This is a genomic window from Streptomyces sp. NPDC002896 (genome assembly GCF_040295225.1).
In the GTDB taxonomy this organism is placed as follows: domain Bacteria; phylum Actinomycetota; class Actinomycetes; order Streptomycetales; family Streptomycetaceae; genus Streptomyces.
Genome location: NZ_JBEOVA010000027.1, coordinates 86,428 through 102,988 on the forward strand (window position 1 = coordinate 86,428; position 16,561 = coordinate 102,988).

At 69.3% G+C, this 16,561-nt stretch carries 16 protein-coding genes; 12 read left to right on the forward strand and 4 right to left on the reverse strand.

Annotation, left to right across the window (positions count from 1 at the left end; translation table 11 throughout):
• Window positions 1-37 precede the first annotated feature (37 nt).
• From ABT009_RS35775 to pstB, 10 genes are all read left to right on the forward strand, one after another.
• Window positions 38-445 carry a GntR family transcriptional regulator gene (locus ABT009_RS35775; RefSeq protein WP_351304795.1) on the forward strand — a complete coding sequence of 136 codons (408 nt, stop codon included), beginning with the start codon at window positions 38-40 and terminating at the stop codon, window positions 443-445.
• A complete protein-coding gene (locus ABT009_RS35780; RefSeq protein WP_351304798.1) occupies window positions 442-1,374 on the forward strand; it encodes an ABC transporter ATP-binding protein in 933 nt (310 codons plus the stop codon). The genes ABT009_RS35775 and ABT009_RS35780 overlap by 4 nt, the downstream gene beginning before the upstream one ends.
• A complete protein-coding gene (locus tag ABT009_RS35785; RefSeq protein ID WP_351304801.1) occupies window positions 1,371-2,360 on the forward strand; it encodes an ABC transporter permease in 990 nt (329 codons plus the stop codon). Before ABT009_RS35780 ends, ABT009_RS35785 begins: the two co-directional genes overlap by 4 nt.
• A gap of 262 nt (window positions 2,361-2,622) precedes the next feature.
• The gene (locus tag ABT009_RS35790) at window positions 2,623-4,866 is read left to right on the forward strand and encodes an RNA degradosome polyphosphate kinase (RefSeq protein WP_351304804.1); all 2,244 of its coding nucleotides are present in this window, start codon (window positions 2,623-2,625) and stop codon (window positions 4,864-4,866) included.
• On the forward strand, window positions 4,844-6,043 hold the full coding sequence (locus tag ABT009_RS35795) for a CHAD domain-containing protein (RefSeq protein ID WP_351304807.1): 1,200 nt from the start codon (window positions 4,844-4,846) through the stop codon (window positions 6,041-6,043). Before ABT009_RS35790 ends, ABT009_RS35795 begins: the two co-directional genes overlap by 23 nt.
• Window positions 6,040-6,453, forward strand: a complete 414-nt coding sequence (locus ABT009_RS35800; protein ID WP_351304810.1) for an NUDIX hydrolase — start codon at window positions 6,040-6,042, stop codon at window positions 6,451-6,453. The genes ABT009_RS35795 and ABT009_RS35800 overlap by 4 nt, the downstream gene beginning before the upstream one ends.
• A 401-nt stretch (window positions 6,454-6,854) precedes the next feature.
• Window positions 6,855-7,988, forward strand: a complete 1,134-nt coding sequence (pstS, locus tag ABT009_RS35805) for a phosphate ABC transporter substrate-binding protein PstS (RefSeq protein ID WP_351304813.1) — start codon at window positions 6,855-6,857, stop codon at window positions 7,986-7,988.
• A gap of 97 nt (window positions 7,989-8,085) precedes the next feature.
• Window positions 8,086-9,090 carry a phosphate ABC transporter permease subunit PstC gene (gene pstC, locus ABT009_RS35810; protein ID WP_351304816.1) on the forward strand — a complete coding sequence of 335 codons (1,005 nt, stop codon included), beginning with the start codon at window positions 8,086-8,088 and terminating at the stop codon, window positions 9,088-9,090.
• Window positions 9,087-10,142, forward strand: a complete 1,056-nt coding sequence (gene pstA, locus ABT009_RS35815) for a phosphate ABC transporter permease PstA (RefSeq protein WP_351304819.1) — start codon at window positions 9,087-9,089, stop codon at window positions 10,140-10,142. The genes pstC and pstA overlap by 4 nt, the downstream gene beginning before the upstream one ends.
• 36 nt (window positions 10,143-10,178) lie before the next feature.
• Window positions 10,179-10,955 (forward strand): phosphate ABC transporter ATP-binding protein PstB, encoded by a 777-nt coding sequence (gene pstB, locus ABT009_RS35820; protein ID WP_351304822.1) that lies wholly within the window; start codon window positions 10,179-10,181, stop codon window positions 10,953-10,955.
• A 190-nt stretch (window positions 10,956-11,145) separates the two neighbouring features.
• On the opposite strand, the gene ABT009_RS35825 is transcribed toward pstB, so the two are convergent.
• Window positions 11,146-12,144 carry an inorganic phosphate transporter gene (locus ABT009_RS35825; RefSeq protein WP_351304825.1) on the reverse strand — a complete coding sequence of 333 codons (999 nt, stop codon included), beginning with the start codon at window positions 12,142-12,144 and terminating at the stop codon, window positions 11,146-11,148.
• A 6-nt stretch (window positions 12,145-12,150) separates the two neighbouring features.
• A complete protein-coding gene (locus ABT009_RS35830) occupies window positions 12,151-12,771 on the reverse strand; it encodes a DUF47 domain-containing protein (RefSeq protein ID WP_351304828.1) in 621 nt (206 codons plus the stop codon).
• 221 nt (window positions 12,772-12,992) lie between these two features.
• Here ABT009_RS35830 and ABT009_RS35835 point away from each other — a divergent pair, with 221 nt between their 5' ends.
• A complete protein-coding gene (locus ABT009_RS35835; protein ID WP_351304831.1) occupies window positions 12,993-13,403 on the forward strand; it encodes a metal-sensitive transcriptional regulator in 411 nt (136 codons plus the stop codon).
• Here the strand turns inward: ABT009_RS35835 and ABT009_RS35840 are convergent.
• Window positions 13,389-13,586 carry a hypothetical protein gene (locus ABT009_RS35840; protein WP_351304834.1) on the reverse strand — a complete coding sequence of 66 codons (198 nt, stop codon included), beginning with the start codon at window positions 13,584-13,586 and terminating at the stop codon, window positions 13,389-13,391. The two genes, ABT009_RS35835 and ABT009_RS35840, sit on opposite strands and share 15 nt — an antisense overlap.
• A 134-nt stretch (window positions 13,587-13,720) precedes the next feature.
• Complete coding sequence (locus tag ABT009_RS35845) at window positions 13,721-14,572, reverse strand: SCO4651 family lipoprotein (RefSeq protein ID WP_351304837.1); 852 nt, start codon at window positions 14,570-14,572, stop codon at window positions 13,721-13,723.
• Between the two features lie 397 nt (window positions 14,573-14,969).
• Between ABT009_RS35845 and ABT009_RS35850 the strand changes: the two genes are divergently transcribed.
• Window positions 14,970-16,532, forward strand: a complete 1,563-nt coding sequence (locus tag ABT009_RS35850; protein WP_351304840.1) for an FAD-binding oxidoreductase — start codon at window positions 14,970-14,972, stop codon at window positions 16,530-16,532.
• Window positions 16,533-16,561 lie beyond the last annotated feature (29 nt).

Sequence of the window (16,561 nt, forward strand, 5' to 3'; positions counted from 1 at the left end):
CTTTCACTACTCAATTAGTGAAAGGGTGGTTGTACGAGTGGTCGAGTACCGCATCGACCGGCGCAGTGGCGTCGCCACCTATCTGCAGATCGTCCAGCAGACCAAACAGGCCCTGCGCCTGGGCCTGTTGGAGCCCGGCGACCAGCTCCCCACGGCCCGCGAGGTCGTGGAGGCCACAGCCATCAATCCGAACACTGTGCTGAAGGCCTACCGCGAGCTGGAGCGCGAAGGGCTGGTCGAGGCCCGCCGCGGCCTCGGCACTTTCGTACGCCGCTCGCTGGGCGCAGCGGCCGCCGGTTCGCCGCTGCGGTCCGAGCTCGCGGCCTGGGCGGCCCGGGCACGCGCGTCCGGGCTGGACAGGGACGACGTGGCGGCGCTCTTCGCCTCCGTACTGGACGAGCAGTTCGCCGAAAAGATCAACGAAACCGAGGGGGACAAGGCATGACGGACACCGCCATCGAGGCGGCCGCACTGGGCAAGCGGTTCGGGGGGCCGTCGCGGGGCGGCGGCTGGGCGCTGCGCGACTGCAGCTTCCGGCTGCCGGCCGGCCGCATCTGCGCGGTCGTCGGCCCGAACGGGGCGGGCAAGTCGACGCTGCTCGCCCACGCGGCCGGGCTGCTCGAACCCACCGAGGGCACCCTCGCCGTGTTCGGCGCCCACCCGTCCGCGGCCCGCGAACGCATGGCGTACGTCGCCCAGGACAAGCCGCTCTACCCGCAGCTCACGGTCGCCGAGACGCTGCGACTGGGCCACGAGCTCAACCCGGGACACTGGGACGCCGCCCTCGCCGCGAAGATCGTGACGGACGGCGGCCTCGACCCGGCGGCCCGGATACGGGACCTGTCCGGCGGTCAGCGCACCCGGGTCGCCCTCGCCCTGGCCCTCGGCAAGCGCCCCGAACTCCTCCTGCTCGACGAGCCGATGGCCGACCTCGACCCCCTGGCGCGCCATCAGCTGATGGGCACGCTCCTGGCGGAGGCCGCCGAGCACGGCACGACGGTGGTGATGTCGTCGCACATCCTCGGCGAGCTCGCGCACGCCTGCGACTTCCTCCTCCTCGTCGGCGACGGCCGCATCCGCCTCGGCGGCGCCATCGACGAACTGATCGCCGCGCACCGGCTGGTCACCGGCCACGGCCCGCTCACCGACGCGCTCGCCCCGCACACCATCGTCGAGTCCCGCGCCTCCGGCCGCGGCCTCACCGCCCTGATCCGTCCCGCGGGGCCGGTCGCGCCCGGCTGGGAAGCCGCGGAGCCATCTCTGGAGGAGATCTTGCTCGCCCATCTGCGCTCACCGGACGCACCGGCCCTGCTCACGCCGAGCGCGACCGCCCGTTCCGCCACTTCTGACATGTCCGCGGCGGTGACCGCATGAGCGCATCGGCAACCCTGCGGCGCAGCTCGGGCCGCCGCCTGCGCGGCCCGTACTGGACGACGGTCCGCCTCCACCGCTCCATCCTCTGGACGGGACTCGCACTGGTGATCGCGGCGGCGGCCGTCGCGGTCTTCCTGCGCGTCTCGGCGGAGGTGTTCCCCGAACAGACGGACTGCGTCGGCCCCTGCACCGACACCTTCCTCGGATTCGCCAGCGCCAGAGTTCTCCTCGGGAACTTCGCCGACTACTACGCCATAGCCCTGCTCTTCCTGCCGTTCCTCATCGGCGCCGTCGTGGCGGGCCCGGTGATCGCCCGCGAGTTGGACAACGGCACGTACCGGCTCGCCTGGACCCAGTCGGTCTCCCCGGCGCGCTGGCTCGCCTCGAAGCTCACGGTGGCCGCCGTCGCGACGACGGCCCTGGTGCTCGCTCTGGTGGGGATCTTCCAGTTCGCCAGGGCTCCCTTCACGGGCGCCGTCAACCAGCGCTGGGTGGACCGGGGCGTCTTCGAGGCGTACGGCCCCGTACTCATCGCGTACTGCCTACTCGCCGTCGCCATTGGAGCGCTCGTCGGCCTGCTGGTGCGCCGCACGCTCCCCGCGATGGCGATCGCAGGGGTGGTCTCGCTGTCCATGCCAATGGCCGTGGGCTCGGTGCGCTGGGACGTGTTCCCGGTACGCACGATCACGGCCACGGGCACGGGCACCTACCAAGAGCGGTGGACAACCATCGGACTGGACTCCTTCCTCATGCAGTCCGGCTACGTCACCGCCTCCGGAAAGCGCCTCCCTTACAACGCCTGCTGGGTGCGCACCCACGACTTCGACAAGTGCCCCGCCGACCTCAACATCACCGGCTGGTACGTCGACTTCCACCCCCACTCCCACTTGTGGTGGGTCCAGTTCGCCGAGACGGGGATCATGCTCGCGCTGGCCGCCGCAGCCGCCTGGGCCGCCTTCCGCCTGCTGCGCCGCGCCACCGCATGACGTAGTGTGCCGTCGCCCCGGGGAGGGGCATCGGCACACGGGCCCCCGGCGCCCCAAGTCGCCCGGGGGCCGCCCGCCGCTATCCCGCACGTCATGTCGCCGTAACCGACGATTCAGACGGGCTTGCGACGCTCGGTGAATGACGCCCGAGGTGCCCGACCCGCCCCCCAGCTCCCGGAACGGGAGGCTTCGCCTCACCTCCCCTTTGGAGCCCGCACTCTCTGACGCGCCCGTAACGCTCTCGGCGCGGAACAATGGTTCCATGAACCAGCCCGACACCAAGGCAGAGGTCCAGCACGCGCAGCCCTCCGTGGGCTCGATCGCCGCGCACCGCCCGCACACGCTTGCGGCTGCCGTCTCCGAACTGGAGCCGGACATCGACTCGGTCGATGCGGACCTGGATGCGTATGAGCAGAAGGGCTACGACGGCACTGCACTGCCGGAGGGCCGGTTCCTGGACCGCGAACGCAGCTGGCTCGGGTTCAACGAACGCGTGCTGGAGCTCGCCGAGGACCCCCACACGCCCCTGCTCGAGCGCGCCAACTTCCTCGCGATCTTCGCCAGCAACCTGGACGAGTTCTTCATGGTCCGGGTCGCCGGCCTGAAGCGCCGCATCGCGACCGGTGTCGCCACCCGATCCGCCTCCGGCCTGCAGCCGCGCGAGGTGCTGGAGATGATCTGGGCCCGCTCGCGCGAGCTCATGGCCCGGCACGCCGCCTGCTACCAGGAGGACGTGGCCCCGGCGCTGGCCGAGGCGGGCATCCACCTGGTCCGCTGGAGCGAGCTGACGGACAAGGAGCAGGCCCGCCTGTTCACGCTCTTCCGGCACCAGATCTTCCCCGTGCTGACGCCGCTGGCCGTGGACCCGGCGCACCCGTTCCCCTATATCTCGGGCCTGTCGCTCAACCTCGCGGTCGTCGTCCGCAACCCGGTCTCGGGCCACCGCCACTTCGCCCGCGTCAAGGTGCCGCCGCTGCTGTCCCGCTTCCTGGAGGCGTCGCCGCAGCGGTACGTCCCGATCGAGGACGTCATCGCCGCGCACCTGGAGGAGCTGTTCCCGGGCATGGAGGTGCTGGAGCACCACATGTTCCGCCTCACCCGGAACGAGGACCTGGAGGTCGAGGAGGACGACGCCGAGAACCTGCTCCAGGCCTTGGAGAAGGAGCTCATGCGGCGCCGCTTCGGGCCTCCGGTGCGCCTGGAGGTCGAGGAGTCGATCGACCGCTACGTCCTCGACCTGCTGGTGCGCGAGCTGAAGATCAGCGAGGCCGAGGTGTACCCGCTGCCGGGCCCGCTCGACCTCACCGGCCTCTTCGGCATCGGCAAGCTCGACCGGCCCGAGCTGAAGTACCCGAAGTTCATCGCGGGCACCCACCGCGACCTCGCCGAGGTCGAGTCCGCGTCGGCGCCCGACATCTTCGCGGCGCTGCGCGAGCGGGACGTGCTGCTGCACCACCCGTACGACTCGTTCTCCACCTCCGTGCAGGCGTTCCTGGAGCAGGCCGCAGGCGACCCGGACGTCCTCGCGATCAAGCAGACCCTGTACCGCACCTCCGGCGACTCGCCGATCGTCGACGCGCTGATAGACGCGGCCGAGTCGGGCAAGCAGGTGCTGGTCCTCGTCGAGATCAAGGCGCGCTTCGACGAGCAGGCCAACATCAAGTGGGCCCGCAAGCTGGAGGAGGCGGGCTGCCATGTCGTGTACGGCCTGGTCGGCCTGAAGACCCACTGCAAGCTGTCGCTGGTGGTGCGCCAGGAGGGCGACTCCCTCGTGCGCTACAGCCATGTCGGCACGGGCAACTACCACCCGAAGACCGCACGACTCTACGAGGACCTGGGGCTGCTCACCGCGGACCCGCAGGTCGGCGCCGACCTGTCGGACCTCTTCAACCGGCTGTCGGGCTACTCGCGCCGAGAAACGTATCGCCGCCTTCTCGTCGCTCCGAAGTCCCTCCGCGACGGCCTGGTCTCGCGGATCAACAAGGAGGCCCAGCACCACCGCGCCGGGCGCCCCGCCTACGTACGCATCAAGGTCAACTCGATGGTCGACGAAGCGGTCATCGACGCCCTGTACCGCGCGTCGCAGGCCGGCGTGCCGGTGGACGTGTGGGTGCGCGGCATCTGCGCGGTGCGGCCCGGCGTCCCGGGCCTGTCCGAGAACATCCGCGTACGGTCCGTCCTCGGCCGCTTCCTCGAGCACTCCCGTGTCTTCGCCTTCGGCAACGGCGGCGAACCGGAGGTGTGGATCGGCAGCGCCGACATGATGCACCGCAACCTCGACCGCCGGATCGAGGCACTGGTCAGGGTCTCCGACCCGGCCCACCGGGCGGCCCTCAGCCGGCTGCTCGAAACCGGAATGTCCGACACCACGTCCTCCTGGCACCTGGGGCCCGACGGAACCTGGGCCCGGCACTCGACCGACGGCGACGGCCAGCCCCTGCGGAACGTCCAGGAGATGCTCATAGACGCGCGGAGGCGCCGGCGTGGCACAGCAGCAACACCATGAGCGCGAGGCAGCTCCCGCAGGGGAGGTCCTTACGGCTTATCTGCAGGCTCAGGCAACGGAGTTCCTGCGCTCCCTGCGGCTGCACAGGGAGAGCGGCGGCTCCGGCGGAAGCTCGAACGGGGGTTCAAACGGGGGGTCCAAGGGGGGTTCCGGCGCGGCCGATGAAACGGTCGACGCGGTGCGCGCCCTGCGCCGCTCGGCTCGCCGCATCAGCGGCACCCTGCACACGTTCCGGCCGCTGCTCGACGTCGAATGGTCCGACGCCCTCCGCCCCGAACTGGCCTGGCTGTCCGGCACCCTGGCCCGCGAACACGCCTACGCCTCCCGCCTGAACCGCTTGCTGACAGCACTGCAGCGCTTGTCGGGGTCATCGCTGACGGCCGCGATGACGGGCAGCCGCGCCACCACCGCCGCGTCCGCTTCCGCTGTGGGCGGCCGCGCCACCGCCGCCGCCTCCGCTGTGGGCAGTCGTTCCGCTGGGGCGGAACGGGTGGGTACAGCGGACCCCGGCAACGTCGGCCCGCAAACGCCACCCCCGAGCACCCCGGACCGCGGCACCCTCACAGTGGGCGCAGCCAAAGCAGGCGCCCTACTGGAGCGCCAGCTCACCCTGGCCCGCACAAGGGCACACTCGGCAGCACTGGAAGCCCTGGGCTCCTCCCGCTTCCACGCCGTCGCGGACAGCGTCGCCGTACTGGCCAGCGAGGTCCCCCTCGCCCCTACCGCGGCACGGACCGACGCCCTCAAGCCGCTCGCCGCGGCCGCGGAGGACCGCCTGACCGAGGCGGTGAAGGCCCTGCCCCTGTACCGGGCAGGCCACCCCTACAACGCGGAGGCCCTGATCCACGGCCTCGCGGCCGACCCGTCGCCGCAGCCGCAGGACGCCCCCTGGCACCAGGTCCGGCTGCTGCTGCGCCTGCACCGATACGCACTCGAGGTGCTGCACGGCGAGGAGGGCGTCGACGTACGCCTCCTCGAAGCCGGGCAGGCCCTGGACCAGCACCGGGACGCGGCGGAGGCGGCTGCCGCCGCGGCCGCCGCGGCCCGGACTCCCCGGATCGCCCCGGCGACGGCTTACGCGCTCGGGGTACTGCACGCAGATCAGCGACACGAGGTCGAGGCGGCCCGGTTCGCGTTCCAGCGGGTCTGGCTGCGGGAGGCGGTGAGCACCACGTGAACAACGATGTCGTACGGGCGGCGGGCTGCGTCCTGTGGCGGCGCTCCCCCGCCGAGGGGGATCTGGAGATCTGCCTGGTGCACAGGCCGAAGTACGACGACTGGTCGCACCCGAAGGGCAAGGTGAAGCGCGGCGAGGACCTGGCGGCGTGCGCGGTGCGGGAGGTCGCGGAGGAGACGGGCCACGAGTGCGTCCTGGGTCCCCGCCTCCCCACCCTCCAGTACATCGCCAACGACCGCCCCAAGCTGGTCGCCTACTGGGCCGCGGAAGCGGGCGAAGGCCACTTCACCCCCACCCGAGAGGTCGACCGCCTCCTCTGGCTCCCCCCGGACCAGGCCCGCCCCCACCTGACCCACCCCCGAGACCAACACCTGGTAGACGACCTACTAGCGGCCCTACACCTCACGTAGAGACACGGCCGGTAGGCACCGCTGCGGGCAGCAGCCCTGTACTGCTGTGGCCCCGTGGGGCACCCGTGCCCCACGGGGCACCCCAAAACCGCAAAAGGCGCCCACGCCAGAAGAGCGCGCCCCTGCCAGAAGCCGTAAGCATTCCGTGACCTCACCGCACCGTCCACCGAGGTTCACCCCTCGTTCACTTACGCCCTTCGGCCACGTCACCTGTTCTGCCTAATTTCGGGCCTACCGGGTGCGTGCCGCTCACGCGAGTGGCAACCCGGCCCGCATAGCTGAACAGGACGCTGCGCAGCAGAAACCGCTGCCGGCCCCACCGGGCCCCACCCCGGAGCAGCCGCACCACCCGATATCGCACGCCGCCCCGGACGGGCGGCTCCTGGAAGGAACTCCTGAAAGTGAAGCTTCAGCGCAAGAACCGGCTTCGCGCCCTCTCCCTCGGTGCCGTCGCCGTCTCCGGCGCCCTGGCCCTCACGGCGTGCGGCTCCGATGACACGGGCAACACGAGTGGTGGCAGCACGTCGGAGACCACCGCCGCAAGCTCCAACATCAAGTGCGACGACGCCAAGGGCCAGCTGCTGGCCTCCGGCTCGTCCGCGCAGAAGAACGCGATCGACGCCTGGGTCAAGGCCTACACGGCCGCCTGCAAGGACGTGAAGATCAACTACAACCCGACCGGGTCCGGTGCCGGTGTCACCGCGTTCCTGCAGGGCCAGACCGCGTTCGCCGGTTCTGACTCGCCGCTGAAGCCCGAGGAGATCACGGAGTCCAAGAAGGTCTGCACGGACAGCCAGGCCATCGACATGCCGATGGTCGGCGGCCCGATCGCGGTCGGCTACAACGTGCCGGGCGTGGACAGCCTCGTCCTGGACGCCCCGACCCTGGCGAAGATCTTCGACAACAAGATCAAGACCTGGGACGACGCGGCCATCAAGAAGCTGAACCCCGACGCGAAGCTTCCCAGCACCAAGATCCAGGCGTTCCACCGCTCCGACGAGTCCGGCACCACGGACAACTTCACCAAGTACCTGAAGGCCGCGGCCCCGAGCAACTGGAAGTACTCGGGCGGCAAGGCCTGGCAGGCCAAGGGCGGCCAGTCCGCGCAGGGCTCCTCCGGCCTGGCCCAGCAGGTCACCCAGACCGAGGGCGCGATCTCGTACTTCGAGCTCTCCTACGCCGGTGACAGCATCAAGACGGTCGACATCAAGACCGAGGCCGCCGAGCCGGTCAAGGCCACCGTCGACAACGCCTCCAAGGCCATCGCCGAGGCCAAGGTCGTCGGCGAGGGCAAGGACCTCGCGCTGGAGCTGAACTACAAGCCCACCGCCGAGGGCGCGTACCCGATCACCCTCGTCACGTACGAGATCGCCTGCGAGAAGGGCAACAAGGCCGACACCCTGCCGGCCGTCAAGTCCTTCCTCACCTACATCGCCAGCGAGGACGGCCAGGCGCTGCTGAAGGACAACAGCTACGCCCCGCTGCCCACCGAGATCGCCACCAAGGTCCGCGAGACCGTCGCCGGCCTGAGCTGACGCAAGAGTGCGGGCGGACCGCCTGGTCCGCCCGCACCGTCCGGTGCACCGCCGCCTGGAGCCGCCCGAAAAGCGGCCCCGCAGACCGGAGATCCTGATGGACATATCAACTAAGAACCCCAAAGAAACCGCCGCGCCGGAACCTCTCCCGGCCGCGCAGAAGCGCGCTGCCCGCGGCGCCACCCGCCCCGGTGACCGGATCTTCCTGGGCATGTCCCGGGGCTCCGGCATCCTGCTGCTGGTGATCATGGCCGCCATCGCGGCCTTCCTCGCCTACCGCGCCTCGGTCGCCATCTCCAAGGACGAGGGCAACTTCTTCACCACCTTCGAGTGGAACACCAACGTCAACCCGCCGGTCTTCGGCATCGCGGTCCTCGCCTTCGGCACGGTCGTCTCCTCGGTCATCGCCATGGTGATCGCGGTCCCGATCGCCGTCGGCATCGCGCTGTTCATCACGCACTACGCACCGCGCAAGCTCGGCGGTCCCATCGCGTACGTGATCGACCTGCTGGCCGCTGTGCCGTCCATCGTGTACGGCCTGTGGGGCGCCCTCTTCCTCGTGCCGAACCTGACCGGCTTCTACAGCTGGCTGAACGACTACTTCGGCTGGACCCACATCTTCGAGTGGCAGCTCGGCGCCGCGCGCTCCCTGCTCACCGTGGGCATCCTGCTCGCGATCATGATCCTGCCGATCGTGACGAACGTGAGCCGCGAGGTCTTCCGCCAGGCGCCGCAGATGCACCAGGAGGCGGCGCTCGCCCTCGGCGCCACGCGCTGGGAGGTCATCCGCATGTCCGTGCTGCCCTTCGGCCGCTCCGGTGTGATCTCCGCGTCGATGCTGGGCCTCGGCCGCGCGCTCGGCGAGACGATGGCCGTCGCCACGGTCCTCTCGCCGACCTTCGAGATCAACGCCAGCCTGCTCGACCCGGGCGGCGGCACCTTCGCCCAGAACATCGCCAGCAAGTTCGGTGAGGCCACCGAGCAGGGCCGTGACGCGCTGATCGCCTCCGGTCTGGTCCTCTTCGTCATCACCCTGCTGGTCAACGGCGCGGCCCGGGCCATCATCGCCCGCCGCAAGGAGTACTCGGGGGCCAACGCATGAGCCACGCAGTCATGGACAAGCGCCCCGGTTCCCTGAGCGCTGCCCGCCTCCCCCGCTGGTCGCCGTATGCGATCGCCGTCGGCTCCATCGCCGCCGCCTGCGCCATCGGCCTGGGCGCCGGGCTCGACAGCCGCATCCAGTGGGGCCTGATCGCCGCCATCCTCTTCGTCCTCGGCTCGTACACGATCGCCGCCAAGGTGGAGGGCCGCCGCCAGGCCAAGGACCGGGTCGCGACCAGCCTCGTCTGGGTCGCCTTCCTCCTCGCGGTGATCCCCCTCGCCTCCCTCGTCTGGGAGACGCTCAAGCGCGGCGTGAAGGTCTTCGACGTCTACTTCCTCACCCACTCGATGGGTGTGGTCAGCGACAGGGAGCCGGGCGGCGGCATCTACCACGCCATCATCGGCACCTTGGAGCAGGTCGGCCTCGCCACCCTGATCTCGGTGCCGGTCGGCCTGCTGACCGCGATCTACCTCGTCGAGTACGGGCGGGGCAAGCTCGCCAAGGCCGTGACCTTCTTCGTCGACGTCATGACGGGTATCCCGTCGATCGTCGCGGGCCTGTTCATCCTCAGTTTCTGGATCATGATCCTCGGCTTCGACTTCTCCGGCTTCGCCGGGGCGCTCGCGCTGTCGATCCTGATGATGCCCGTGGTGGTCCGCTCCACCGAGGAGATGCTCAAGCTCGTCCCGAACGAGCTGCGCGAGGCCTCTCTCGCGCTGGGCGTCCCGAAGTGGCGCACCATCCTCAAGGTGGTCCTGCCGACCTCGCTCGGCGGCATCACGACCGGTGTGATGCTCGCGGTCGCGCGTATCACCGGTGAGACCGCCCCGGTTCTGCTCCTCGTCTGGGGCAGCAGCTTCATCAACAACAACCCCTTCGAAGGCGCTCAGGCCTCGCTGCCGCTGTACATCTACCAGCAGTACAGCGCCGGCAACGCCCCGGCGTACGACCGCGCGTGGGCGGCGGCACTGGCCCTCATCGCCTTCGTCATGATCCTCAACCTGGTGGCCCGCGGCATCGCCCGCTGGAAGGCCCCGACGACCGGTCGCTGACGCGGCCACAGCGACCCGAAAGAAGCAGTGATCCCCATGGCCAAGCGAATCGACGTATCGGGCCTCACCGCCTACTACGGCTCCCACAAGGCGATCGAGGACATCTCGATGACCGTGGAGCCCCGCTCCGTGACCGCCTTCATCGGCCCGTCCGGCTGCGGCAAGTCGACGTTCCTGCGCACCCTGAACCGTATGCACGAGGTCACCCCCGGTGGCCGCGTCGAGGGCAAGGTGCTCCTGGACGACGAGGACCTCTACGGCTCCTCGGTCGACCCCGTCGCGGTGCGCCGCACGGTCGGCATGGTCTTCCAGCGCCCCAACCCCTTCCCCACGATGTCGATCTTCGACAACGTGGCGGCGGGCCTGCGCCTCAACGGCTCGTACAAGAAGAGCCAGCTCAACGAGGTCGTCGAGCGGTCCCTGAAGGGCGCGAACCTCTGGAACGAGGTCAAGGACCGCCTGAACAAGCCCGGCTCGGGCCTGTCCGGCGGTCAGCAGCAGCGCCTCTGCATCGCCCGCGCGATCGCCGTCGAGCCCCAGGTCCTGCTCATGGACGAGCCCTGCTCGGCCCTTGACCCGATCTCGACCCTCGCCATCGAGGACCTGATCGGCGAGCTGAAGGAGCGCTTCACGATCGTCATCGTGACGCACAACATGCAGCAGGCGGCCCGCGTCTCCGACCGCACCGCGTTCTTCAACCTCTCGGCGGTCGGGCAGCCCGGCCGGCTCATCGAGATCGACGACACGGAGCGCATCTTCTCCAACCCGTCCGTCCAGGCGACGGAGGACTACATCTCGGGCCGCTTCGGCTGATCCCGCCGGACCCCTTGCGGTGCTGCATGGCGGTGCCACCGCAAGGAAACGGGCCCGCCCCCTGGCTCCCGGGGGGCGGGCCCATTTGCGTACTACCGCTGTTACCGCTGTGGGCAATCGTTCCGCTGGGGCGGAACGGGTGGGCACAGCCCACGACGTACGGACGAACTAGGGCACCCCGCAGGGGCCGTCACCCAAAGGCGAGCAGCACGACCCAATAGCTGAGCGCAGCAACAACGGCAGCCGCAGGCATAGTGATGAACCAGCCAAGAACAATGTTCTTGGCAACCCCCCACCGCACGGCATTAACCCGCTTCGTAGCCCCCACACCCATGATCGCCGACGTGATCACATGCGTCGTCGAAATAGGCGCATGAAAAAGAAACGCCGTACCAAACATGATCGACGCCCCCGTCGTCTCCGCGGCAAACCCCTGCGGCGGATCCAACTCGATGATCTTCCGCCCAAGCGTCCGCATGATGCGCCACCCACCGGCATACGTGCCAAGCGAAAGCATCACCGCACAGACGATCTTCACCCACACCGGAATCGGATCGCCGTAATCCTCGACATCGGCGATGACCAGCGCCATCACCACGATGCCCATGGTCTTCTGCGCGTCCTGCAGACCATGTCCGAGCGCCATGCCGGCCGCCGACACCGTCTGCGCTATACGGAATCCGCGCTTGGCCTTGTGCGGATTGGCCTTGCGGAAGATCCACATGATTGCGCACATCACGAGATAACCGGCGATAAGCCCGACGACCGGCGACAGGAACATCGGAATGATGACCTTGTCGACGACCCCGCTCCAGTACACGGTGATGCCACCCGCGAGCGCCGCGCCCACCATGCCGCCGAAGAGCGCGTGCGACGAGGACGACGGCAGCCCGAAGTACCAGGTGACCAGGTTCCAGATGATCGCGCCGACGAGCGCGGCGAAGAGGATGCCCATCCCCTTGTCGCCCTTGGGCGTCGAGATCAGGCCCTCACTGACGGTCTTGGCGACCCCGCTGCCGAGAAACGCACCCGCGAGGTTCATGACCGCGGCCATCGCGAGCGCCGCACGCGGCGTCAGCGCCCGCGTGGACACGGATGTCGCGATCGCGTTGGCCGAGTCGTGGAAACCGTTCGTATACGTGAAAAAAAGCGCGACCCCAATGGTCACGACCAGCACAAACGTGTCCACGAAGCCTCAGGACTCCTTGACCGCGATGGTCTCCACCGTGTTGGCCACGTGCTCGAACGCGTCTGCCGCCTCCTCCAACACATCCACGATCTGCTTGAGCTTCAGCACCTCGATGGCGTCGTACTTGCCGTTGAAGAGGTGAGCCAGCAACTTCCGGTGAATCTGGTCGGCCTGGTTCTCGAGGCGGTTGACCTCGATCCAGTACTCGGTGAGGTTCTCCATCGTCCGCAGATGAGGCATGGCCTCCGCGGTCAGCTCCGCAGCGCGCGCCAGGACCTCGATCTGCTGCTCGACGCCCTTCGGAAGCTCTTCTACCTGGTACAGCACGACCAGGTCGACGGCCTCCTCCATGAAGTCCATGATGTCGTCGAGGCACGAGGCGAGGGAGTAAATGTCCTCACGGTCGAAAGGTGTGATGAAGGAGGAGTTCAGCTGATGGAAGATCGCATGGGTAGCGTCGTCTCCCGCGTGCTCCGCGGCCCTCATCCGCTCCGCGATCTCGGCCCGGGCGGAGGCGTCCGCCCCGAGCAGTTCCATGAGGAGCTTCGAGCCCGTGACGATGTTGTCCGCGGAGGCGGCAAACATGTCGTAGAAGCTCGTCTCCCTGGGGGTCAGACGAAAGCGCACGTGGGATCCTCGGGGTGCTTTGGTTTCGGGTCGGTGCTCTGATGTCGGTCAGGGTGATGCTAGGCGCATCATCCGGCCACGGCGAACCGGCGTTTCCCAGTGTCGCCCATGAAGCACAGTGGTCAGCACGGGGTCCCGTCAACCGTTCAGTACCCAGGAAAATTCGGTACCATATACCCAGTAGGGGTATATGGAACAAGCCAGACCAGCAGGAGGACGCGATGACGACCGCCAAGGCCGACGCGACGACCGGCGAAGCGCCCTCCGCCTCCACCGCCGCCACCGGCGCCCCCACCGTGACGGACGCGACAGCCGCGAGTGGCCAGATCGTGACGGACCACGACCGCGGCATCCACGGCTACCACAAGCAGAAGGACGAGCACCTCAAGCGCCTGCGCCGCATCGAGGGCCAGATCCGCGGCCTGCAGCGCATGGTCGACGAGGACGTCTACTGCATCGACATACTCACCCAGGTCTCGGCGTCCACCAAGGCCCTGCAGTCCTTCGCCCTCCAGCTCCTCGAGGAACACCTCCGCCACTGCGTGGCCGACGCGGCCCTCAAGGGCGGCGAAGAAATCGACGCAAAGGTAGAAGAAGCCACAAAGGCAATCGCCCGCCTACTGCGGACCTGACTCAGACGCCCCGAAGTCAGAATCCCGCTCAGCGACCCGCAACACCTCATCGATGCGGTCAGAACTAAGCCGCTCCTCCCGCGAAGCGGACGCCGCAATGATGAGCTCCCCGCACAACTCGATCTCGGCAAGGGCAACGTGGTCCTGAACAGCCGTACCGCCGCACAGCGGAGCCACGTTCATCACCTCTTCCTGCCGCCCGCCGTCACCAACTTCCAAGAGTAGGGAGAGCCCTACTCCCCGCGCATGGCACGGAAGGACCATTTGCAGCCGCCCGAGCGGGGCACCGAGGCGGGGCACCGAGGCCGCGCCGGCCCCTACTCCTCGGCGATCTTCCCCGCGAAGATGTCCTCCGCGTCCGGCAGTTCCACACGCACAGGCGCCCCGAAGTCGTACAGCAACGTGGTCGACGCCACATCGACGTCGCTCTTCTTCCCGCCCTCGCCCCGGTTGTTGGCGAAGCTGAACTGGTGCCGGACCTTGCGGACCCGCCCCTGGTCGTCGAGGTACGCGTCGAACGGCACCTCCCCCTTGGGGAACCCTTTCGCCGCCGCCTTGAGCGCAGCACGGTGACCGGCCGACGCCCGCTTCGCGGCCCGCTCCAGAACAGCGGTGCCCCGGTAGTGCCGCACGGGAGTCCCGGCGACCTCCGATTCCCCCACATACTTCACATCCTGCGCACCACGCAGGAGTTCGGCGGCGGCGAGCGGATCGGTCGCCCCGCCGGTGACGAGATTGCCGTCGGACAGAGTGGTGGTGTCCACGCGCACCCACTTGTCCGCGGGCACGCCCGCGCCCCGGTTCTTCATATACAGCGCGCCGGGTGCGAGCAGTTCGGTGATCGGCCGGTGCTTGTCGACCCCGGCCGGGTCCTGCGGCAGCACCACCTTCAGCCGCCCCAGCCGCGCCCTGTAGTCGTAGACGCCCTCGCCACGGATGGTCACACGCGTGCCCCCGGTGGCCATCTCCATCGACGTACGCGCCTTGGAGGTGCCCTGCTGGACCAGGATGTCGGCGGCCTGGCGCATGGCGTCGACGGGATCGGCGGGGTGTTGGCTGTCGGCGGCGGCTCCGCTGCCGGAACAGCCGGTGGCGCCGGACACCAACCCCATCGCCGCGGCGGCCGCGGCGAACACCGTGCCCCTCCTCCTGTGCTGCTGCACCACCATCGCCTGCCGACCCCCAAGCCTGTCTGTGCGTGTCGGACCCCCTGTCGTTCCGCTTAACGACGGGTAGGAAAGGTCGTCACGCGCCTGGAGTGCACGGAACGCGCCGGGTTCACAGGGGCGCTCGGTACCGTATATCCGTGGCGCAACAGCAACAGGCCGCCGAGCCCGTACCTGACGAACACCGCACGACGACGGTCGAGAAAGGCCGTTTCTGCGTCGCGCACTGCACGTGTGGCTGGCGCGGCCCGGCCCGAAGAGCCCGCAGCCTGGCCCGTACCGACGCGGAGTCCCACAGGACGGCCCCCTGAACACGTGCCCCTGAACACGTGGCGCGGCCGTGGAACCCCCGGCGCTCAAGCCCCGTCTCGTTCCAAGAGAGACCACGGGGAGGGCGCACATGTTGCGGCGTACGTTCATCACGGCGGTGCCGGCCGCGCTCACCGCGGGAGCCGCCACGGCATGCAGCGGCACGAACGGCGACGGCAGCAACGGCGACGCCTCCGCGGCCACGGACACGACCACGGCGTCCTCCGCCGCGCCCACAAGATCCGCGGACGCAGACTGGAAGGCGCTCGCCAAGGACCTCGACGGGCCGCTCGTCCGGCCCGGTGACTCAGCCTGGGCAACGGCCCGCCAGCTCTACAACACCCGCTTCGACACCCTGAAGCCCGCCGCCGTCGCCTACGTCGCCCACGCCGACGACATCCGCACAGTCCTCGCCTACGCCCGCGCCCACAAGATCCGCGTCGCCATCCGCAACGGCGGCCACTCCTACGCCGGCTGGTCATCGGGCGACGGCCGCATCGTCCTCGACGTGTCGAAGCTCGCCACGGTCCGCGCCTCCGCCGGAGAGGCCGTCATCGGCGCGGGCGCCAAACTCATCGACGTCTATCGCGGGCTCGCGGCGAAGGGCGTGACGATCCCCGCCGGCTCCTGCCCCACCGTCGGCGTCTCGGGCCTCACCCTCGGCGGCGGCCACGGCGTCGTCTCGCGCGCATACGGCCTGACCTGCGACAGCCTCACCCAGGCCACGCTGATCACCGCCGACGGCAGACAACTCGTCGCGAACGAGAAGGAGAACAGCGACCTCTTCTGGGCCCTGCGCGGCGCCGGCAACGGCAACTTCGGCGTCGTCACCGAGCTCCGTTTCCGTACGCACCCGGCGCCCCAGGCCGTCACCGCCTACATGACCTGGCCCTGGTCGCGGGCCGCCGCCGTCGTGACGGCATGGCAGGAGTGGGGTCCCGACCAGCCCGACGAGATCTGGTCGTCCTGCCATCTCGAGAACTCCGCGGGCGGCACCCCGACCGTCTCCGTCAACGCGTTCTCCCTCGGCACCTACGGCGAGCTGCAGAACGCCGTCGACCGGCTGGCCTCCGCGATCGGCGCCTCGGCGAGCAACGTCTCGCTGAAGCGCCGGTCGTACGAGCAGTCGATGGAGGTCTACGCCGGCTGCTCGGCATACCCGGAAGACGCGATGTGCCACCTCCCCGGCTCCACGCCCGGCCGGAACCAGCAGGGCGCGCTCGGCCGCGAGACGTACGCCGCCGCGTCGGACTTCTTCGACCGGTCCATCTCCGCGGCCGGTGTTCAGACGCTGCTGAACCGGATCGGGTCCGTCAGCGGCGGCACGGGCAGCATCGCCCTCACCGCCCTCGGCGGCGCCGTGAACAGCGTCGACCCGACGGCCACCGCCTTCGTCCACCGCCGCTCGCGCATGCTCGCGCAGTACATCGCGGCCTGGCGCGCCGGCACCTCGGGCGCGGCGGCCCGCTCCTGGCTCGCCGACACCCACCGCTCCATGGCCCCGCACGCCTCGGGAGCGGCCTACCAGAACTACACGGACCCCACCCTCACCAGCTGGCGCAAGGCGTACTACGGCGAGGCGGCTCCCCGCCTCGCCAAGCTGAAGACCAAGTACGACCCGGACAGGTTCTTCACGTACCCCCAGGCGCTGTAGCCCCCGCCAGGCCCGCGCCAGGGGGCTAC